Origin of the sequence: Pedomonas sp., assembly GCF_036515995.1 — a bacterium.
Taxonomy (GTDB): Bacteria; Pseudomonadota; Alphaproteobacteria; order Sphingomonadales; family Sphingomonadaceae; genus Pedomonas.
Map to the genome: position 1 here is coordinate 1 of NZ_DATBUP010000171.1, position 7,593 is coordinate 7,593.

6 protein-coding genes and 1 pseudogene are annotated in these 7,593 nt (G+C 59.6%); 5 read left to right on the forward strand and 2 right to left on the reverse strand.

Annotation, left to right across the window (positions count from 1 at the left end):
* The coding region (locus VIG90_RS12900; RefSeq protein ID WP_331593930.1) for a penicillin acylase family protein at positions 1–585 on the reverse strand (585 nt) is incomplete at its 3' end.
* A gap of 15 nt (positions 586–600) precedes the next feature.
* A complete protein-coding gene (locus tag VIG90_RS12905; protein ID WP_331593931.1) occupies positions 601–2,781 on the reverse strand; it encodes a TonB-dependent receptor in 2,181 nt (726 codons plus the stop codon).
* Positions 2,782–3,323: 542 nt separating this feature from the next.
* Here VIG90_RS12905 and VIG90_RS12910 point away from each other — a divergent pair.
* The 5 genes and pseudogenes from VIG90_RS12910 (at position 3,324) to VIG90_RS12930 (ending at position 7,484) form a co-directional block, all read left to right on the forward strand.
* Positions 3,324–4,082 carry an IS30 family transposase gene (locus VIG90_RS12910; protein ID WP_331593932.1) on the forward strand — a complete coding sequence of 253 codons (759 nt, stop codon included), beginning with the start codon at positions 3,324–3,326 and terminating at the stop codon, positions 4,080–4,082.
* 157 nt (positions 4,083–4,239) lie between these two features.
* On the forward strand, positions 4,240–5,754 hold the full coding sequence (gene istA, locus VIG90_RS12915) for an IS21 family transposase (RefSeq protein ID WP_422662184.1): 1,515 nt from the start codon (positions 4,240–4,242) through the stop codon (positions 5,752–5,754).
* Complete coding sequence (gene istB, locus VIG90_RS12920) at positions 5,751–6,671, forward strand: IS21-like element helper ATPase IstB (protein ID WP_331593933.1); 921 nt, start codon at positions 5,751–5,753, stop codon at positions 6,669–6,671. Before istA ends, istB begins: the two co-directional genes overlap by 4 nt.
* Positions 6,667–7,011 (forward strand): annotated as a pseudogene (locus tag VIG90_RS12925) (IS30 family transposase); the annotation flags it as partial. The gene istB and the pseudogene VIG90_RS12925, both read left to right, overlap by 5 nt.
* A 104-nt stretch (positions 7,012–7,115) precedes the next feature.
* Positions 7,116–7,484 carry a hypothetical protein gene (locus VIG90_RS12930; protein WP_331593934.1) on the forward strand — a complete coding sequence of 123 codons (369 nt, stop codon included), beginning with the start codon at positions 7,116–7,118 and terminating at the stop codon, positions 7,482–7,484.
* The last annotated feature ends 109 nt before the right edge of the window (positions 7,485–7,593 follow it).

Genomic DNA, 7,593 nt, shown 5'->3' on the forward strand with positions numbered 1-7,593 from the left:
CAGGCGCTGGAGCTCATGAAGGTAGTCAAGATTTTCCAGCTCCTGGTTCGGGCCTGCAAAACGGTGAAGCAGGCTCGCGGAGAAAACCATGGCCACATCAACTGCTGTCCATGCCATGGGACGGAATTCCAGCTCATCAAATTCCTTGGGCAGCAACTTGTCCGGTGTAGCCTCAACCTCTGATACCCAGCGCGTGAAGCCAGCCGCGTAGCCTTCGAGTGCCTGACTGTGCTCCGGTGGAAGCTCGTCCATCTGACGGCGGATGCTGACAGGATCCAGTTCCGTCCTGGACAACTCATCCGCCGGTATCAAGTCAGGCCCTAAGACCTCAGAGGCAGTGCCAGTCGCAGCGCGCCGCAGCATCTCCAGTTGGAACAGCCGGTCCTGTGCGGCGGCATAGCCATAGCCGAAGAACAGGCCATAGACCGTCTCGCTGTAGATGTGGGGGATGCCGTGGCCGTCACGCTTGATCTCGACGATGCCTGATGGCGTCTGCAGCGTCGGTCCCTTCTCGGCAACAACCTGCCGGGAAGGGGCCATCACAGACATCGTCAAGCAGAAGGTTGCGATTGCTTTGCGTATCATCTCCGCCTCCTTGCGTCAGTAACGCCAAGTGAGCGACACGCCATACATGCGCGGGTCACCATAAACGCCGATATCGCCCGGCCCGAGCAGGTAGATGTGTGAAATATACTTCTCGTTGAACAGGTTCTTGGCCCAGACCGCCATCTCCCAGTGGTCATCGGGGATCCAGGCCATCTGCGCATTGACAAGCGAGTAAGCCGGCTTCCTGGTCTCGAGCGAAAGCAAATCCTGTCCGACCGAGCTCGTATAGCTGTAGTCCGCGGACAGGCGCACACTGCCTTGCCCAACGGGCTGCAGCCACGTGGCATTCAAGTATGCCTTGTGACGGGGCGCTTCAGGCATCCTGCGGCCGTCCAGAGAGATCATGGTGCCACGATCGTCCATGAACAGGCTGTCTTTGTACTCGGCATCTAAATACGAATACGCGGCGCTCAGGGTCAGCGGTGTTACTGGCCGCCAAGTCCCCTCAAGTTCAAAGCCTTGGACGACAGCGTGATCAACGTTGACGGTTTGAAACCCACCAAAGGACGAATCCGGGTTATCGATCGGAGGGCCAAACCTCGAATTCTGGATGTCATCGTACCAGGTCTTAAATACGGCGGCATTCAAGTAGAGGGTCTGATCCAGCAGGTTGGCCTTGAGGCCCAGCTCGACGTTCCACGCCGTCTCGCGCGCAACGGGCGTGACTGCATCCTCAGCACGACCAGGCGCACCGCCAAAGCCACCGGATTTGAATCCCTTTGATGCGGATACATAGGCCGAGAACGTCTCGCCAAAGCGCCTTTCAAGCGCAACTTTGGGCGAGAAATCTGTCCAGCGGTGGTCCCCCGATGCCTCAAACGTCGTTTGGATGATACCAAACCCGCCGGCCCGGCCGACGGCCTCGATGTCCTTAGTTTCATGGGTCACGCGCGCACCGCCAATCAGGTGCCAGCCTGGCCGGAGCTCCCATGATACCTGCCCGAATGCGGCATAGCTGTTTGTGACATTGTCCTGGCGCGTTAGATCGACAAGATCGGCAAGGTCATCGGAGGGCCGCAGGAACCGATCGTCCATGCCAAGGACCATCTGGAAATTCTCTGTTCTGTCGGTGTGCTCCCGCAGGTAGAAGAGGCCGGCTACATAATCGATGCTGGCTCCCAGTTGACCAGCAAGGCGCAGCTCCTGCGAGAACTGGCGCGTCTTGTCGTCAAGGCTGTCAACAACGACAACCTGGGGCACGCCAACCGAATCCATCGCCCAGTCAGCATTATAGTGGCGATATCCGGTAATGGACGAGAGCACCCCTGCTCCAAGGTCACGGTTTACCCGCAGCGTCAGCCCATAGTTCCGACGTTTCGTATACCCGTCTGTCGGATTGGTCGAGTGCTTCCAGTCACCTCCAAGATCCGTAAACCAGTCAAGCACAGGGCCGGATCCATTGCGCACCGGTATGCGTCCCATGTCGGCCAGTGACTCACGCGCATAATCGCCTGTAAGAATGACGTCCCAGCCGTCGTGCTCGTAGCGCAGATGCATGCGTGCGGCCTGGCTGTTCTCATTGCGCAGCTTCTTGTCGTTGAGCAGATTGGTAATCCATCCATCCCGATCACGGCTGGAGAAGGAAACTTTGACGCTGAGCGGGCCCCTGATGGCGCCCGTTGCCATGCCGCCGATATCAACCCGGTCGTAATTCCCCAGCGATACGCGGACCTTCGCATCAGTCTCGCCGTCAGGCAGGGAACTGACCACGTTGATAGCACCGCCGATGGTATTGCGTCCGAACAACGTGCCCTGCGGGCCGCGCAGCACTTCTACCCGCTCGAGGTCAAACAGCTCGAAGACGGTCATGGAAAGTCGGCTGGCATAGACGTCGTCGACGTAAACCGCCACCGACCCATCCATGCCTGCGCCATCATCGTAGGTGACCGCCCCACGCATGCCGATATACGCCTGCGCCGACGAAAATGGCGAAATCGATGTTGATGGAATCTGACGGAACAGTTCGAGCTGTCGGTTGACGTCACGACGCTCAAGCTCCGTGCCGCTCACGACCGAAATGGCGATCGGGACATCCTGAAGCCTCTCTACACGACGCTGGGCCGTGACGATCACGTCTTCGAGTGGAATGCTCTCATCAGCATGTACTTGGCCGATTTGGCCAGCAGACATCACTGCAGCGCCCAGCAACGCTGTGCGCAAGGCTTGAATGGACATAGATGACTTCCTGCAGATATCGCCCCAAACGATAAGCTACGCCCCCCGCTACAACCGCAACACCATCGTACTGGGGCAATTAATGCAGAAAAATTTGTACTAATACTATACTATTAATTGAAAAACTGAAGATGAATAGTTTTCATCATGGCCAACCGATAATCATTACGCATTATAGATAATTTGTCCAAAGCGAAGAGTGTGCAGACGTCCGCTATTTGTGCACACTCAAAGCATGGCGAGAATGCAACGCCAAGGATCGGGGGGCATCCCCGGGAGGTGCAGAGTCCGGCCGGAATCCGAAGACTGGGCTAGCTACACACCAAACAGGGAAGCGATCAGTAGAGTTGATGGCCAAAGCCGATCAGCCGTTTCCGCCGCGGTGCCGGAGGCGTTACTGCGGGCACCAGGCATAGCGACACGATGGACCTACGTTTGACATAATATAGATTGCACGTTCGGCTGTGTGTAAGGGGGTGGATTCTACTTCCAAGTGCGACTTTTGGGCTATCTCAATGGCTTAGCGCACGAAGGAGCGATCCATGCCTCCCCATATTCGGCGGACCTATTCCCACATCAGTTTGGAAGAACGGCGTAAGATCGAACGATGGCTGGTCGCAAAGATCAGCATTGATGTCATGGCTGAGAAGCTCGGCCGACATCGCTCGACAGTGTTTCGCGAGCTCAGGCGCAACCGTTTTCATGATCCGGAGATGCCCTCCGTCAGAGGCTACTTCGGTGTCGCAGCCGACACCCTTGCAAAAAAGCAACGTCGATATGACCGGCGAAAGCTGGCACGTTTTCCCGGCCTACGGGAGGCAATTATCGAGCGGATCCGCCATGGTTGGTCGCCCGAGCAGATCGCAGGCCGCTTGAAAGTGGAATGGCACGGTAGCGCTGGCAGACAATTTCACTGGTATGCCTGTCCTGAGACGATCTACCGGTTTGCTCATTCCAAGGACGGCCAGGCCATTCAGCTGTGGCGGCACCTGCCCGAACGCCGCGCACGCCGGCGTCCAAGATATGCTCGGCGTCAACGGACCCGTTGTTTTCTTCCCGAGTTCAGCATTCTCAACCGTCCCGACGCTGTACGGCAGCGGCAAGAGTTTGGTCACTGGGAATGCGATCTTTTGCAGTTCAGAAAGCGATATGGGAACGCCAACCTGACATCGCTGGTTGAGCGGACGAGCCGTTTTACGGTATTCCTGCGGAACAATGATCGGCAATCCAGACCAATCATGGACAGCCTGATCCGCACCCTCGCCCCGTTGCCCCATGCTGCAGCGCGGCGATCAAGGTGAGACAGAGCGTCAATCAGGATGAGACTAGGCAGCAGCGGCGGAACGCAGGGAGGGCGTAGCCCGAACGAAGTTCCGCCGCTGCTGCCGCACCGTTTTTGCCTCTGGTGATCGTGGTTCGACCGATACGATCGGCTCCTCAAGGAGGGGAGCTGCCATCGTGCCTGGTCGTCACATAACCGATCATCAGATGAGGCTTTTCATGGCGTTACGACGAGATCACAGGATTGAGGCGGCTGCCGCCAAGGCGTCGATCAGCCGGGCAACCGCCTATCGCATAGCGAAGTCCCCACAACTTCCCTCTCAGGGGAAGACGCCGCGGGGCCGCCGGCGTCCAGATCCGCTTGGGGATATCTTCGAGGCCGAGGTGGTGCCGCTTTTGCAGGCTGCCCCTGGCATTCGCCCGGTTGCTGTCTTTGAGGAGATGTTGCGCCGTCATCCTGATCTTGGCGAAGGCGTTCGCCGGACGCTGGAACGGCGGATCCGCGCCTGGCGGGCTGTGAACGGCGCAGAGCAGGATGTTATCTTTCGTCAGGTTCATGAGCCTGGCCGCCTTGGCCTCTCCGATTTCACCAGCATGAACGGGCTTGAGGTCAGGATTGCCGGCCAGCCGCTCGATCATCTGCTGTACCACTTCCGACTGGCCTATTCCGGCTTTGAGCATGCCCATGTCGTGCTGGGCGGTGAGAGTTTCGTGGCTCTGGCCGAGGGGCTGCAGAACGCATTGTGGTTCCTGGGCGGTGCGCCGCTTTATCACCGCAGCGACAGCCTGTCGGCGGCATTCCGCAATCTTGATGCCGATGCCCGGGAAGACCTGACGCGGCGATACGCTGATCTTTGTAGCCATTACCAGATGACGCCGACCCGTAACAACAAAGGCTTAGCCCATGAGAACGGCGCGATCGAGAGCCCGCATGGCCACCTCAAGAAGGCAATCCACGATGCCCTGCTGCTGCGCGGTATCCGCGACTTTGACGACCTCGACGCCTATCGCGGCTTCATCGATGAGATTGTCAGCCGGCGCAATGCCCGCCATGGCAAGCGCATTGATGCCGAACGGGCCGTGCTGCAGCCGTTGCCGGGAATGCGCACCAGCGACTTCGAGGAGGTTGTGGTGCGGGTCTCGCGCTGTGGCGGCTTCACCTTGCGCAAAGTCTTCTACACCGTGCCGTCCCGGCTTATCGGCCACCGGTTGCGCGTGCGCCTTTACGATGACCGTCTTGATGTCTTTATCGGAGCGACACCTCTGATGACGCTGCCAAGAGGGCGTGCGCACGTCGGCGGCAAGCACGACCAGGTGGTGGATTATCGCCATGTCATCCATTCGTTGCGCAAGAAGCCCATGGCGCTGCTGCAGCTGGTCTACCGTGACAAGCTCTTTCCACGACAGGAATACCGCCGGGCGTTCGAGGCGCTTGTGGACCAGCTCTCCGAGAAGCAGGCCTGCAAGATCACGGTCGAGCTCCTCGCCCTGGCGCATGACCGCGGGTGCGAGCGGGAACTTGCAGAGCGCCTGGGCGCGCTCCTCGATGCAGGCCAGTTGCCTGATATCGTCGCGCTGCGAACAGCCTTCGCACCCGACCCGGCCCGATTGCCAAGCGTCAGTGTCCGTCTCGCCTCTCTCCAGGGCTACGAGGCCCTCATCGAGGCGCACCCTCTGGAGGATGTGGCATGAAGACTCCTTCCTCCATCGACGCCGCCAGGCTCAGCACACTGCTCAACGAACTGCGTCTGCCGGCCATCAAGGTGCTCTGGCCTGAGTTTGCCGAGCGGGCCGACAAGGAAGGATGGCCAGCAGCCCGGTTCCTGTCCGTCATTGCCGAGCACGAACTCGCCGAACGCGATCGCCGTCGTATCGAACGCCATCTGACGGAAGCCCGGCTGCCCCCGGGCAAGACGCTCGACAGCTTCGCCTTTGAGGCTGTGCCGATGATCTCCAAGGCGCAGGTCATGGCCATCGCCGCTGGTGACAGCTGGCTCGCCAAGGGAGCCAACATCCTGCTGTTCGGCCCGCCGGGCGGTGGCAAAAGCCATCTGGCGGCTGCCATCGGTCTTGCGCTGATCGAGAACGGCTGGAGGGTTTTGTTTACGCGCACGACCGACCTTGTGCAGAAGCTCCAGGTGGCACGGCGCGAACTCCAGCTCGAGCCCGCCATCGCACGGCTCGACAAGTTCGATCTGCTCATCCTCGATGACCTGGCCTACGTGACCAAGGATCAGGCGGAAACCAGCGTCCTCTTCGAGCTCATCTCCGCACGCTATGAACGACGTTCCATCATGATTACGGCCAACCAGCCCTTTGGCGAATGGAACCGGGTCTTTCCAGATCCCGCCATGACGCTCGCCGCCGTGGACCGGCTCGTTCATCACGCCACCATCTTCGAAATGAACGTCGAAAGTTACCGGCGCCGCTCCGCAATGGAAGCCAAACGCCAGCGCGGCAGGCCAGCCTCTTTTGCGACACCCAGAAACACCACCGAGATTGACGCTGCGCGACAATCAGAACCCGATGAAGATCTTGTAAGCGTCAATCACGATGATACGCTCCCCAACAACCGCGACACCAGAATCTCATCCAGATTGTCGCGCTAATCTCACCCAGATTGCCGCCCGATACCATGCCGCGCGCCGATCCATCACCTTTGACCGCGGCACTGAATTTACGGACTGGCCATACCTCAAAGCCGGGCTTGGCGTGCAGCCATGGTTTTGCGATCCTTAGTCGCCATGGCAGAAAGGCACCGTCGAGAATACCAATCGCCGGGCCCGGCGCTGGCTGAACCGGGACGTTGACCCCCTCAACCTCGCGGATCGCGATCTGCGCCGGATCTGTGATCACCTCAACAGCACCCCGCGCAAATGTCTCGGCTACCGAACTCCGGCTGAAGTCTTCCGGGATCAACTCATGGCAACCGAACAGAAGCTGAGATAAACTCGCCCAACCAGGCCGTCGCACTTCGAGTAGAACTCACACGCTTGATCCGCGGGATCTTCACCGGCCCCTCGCCCCCCCCCCACGAAGATCTGAATGCCGAGATGGTCTGGCGCGAACTGCGCACGGTCACATCAGCGTTGACGCTGCATTATAACAAGGCGCTCTTCATCCTCGAGCCAAACCAGATCAGTCAGACCGTGGCCGGCAAGCGTGTCGAGGTTTGCGAGTTCCCAGATGGACGGCTCGAGATCAGACACGCAGGGCATGCCCTCCCGTACCGGATCTTCGACAAGATCCGGCAAGTGAACCAGGCCGCAGTCGTCGAGAACAAGCATCTGGACGCGGCGCTGAGCATGGCACGGTTGCTGCAGGACCAACTGCCCGAAAGACGGCGCAACACCAGCCAGCCTTCCCGTCGATCGCAGCGCTCTCACCTGTTTCCTCAGCCCGAACCGAGCGGCCACCTGTGAAGCGCAAGCGCGGCCGCCCCCCGCTTCGAGGGCTCACGCCAGCCGAGACCGCTCCAGGGGTTGCCCGGTGCAAGGCCTTGCACCGGGCAACCCCTGGAGCGGTCTCGGC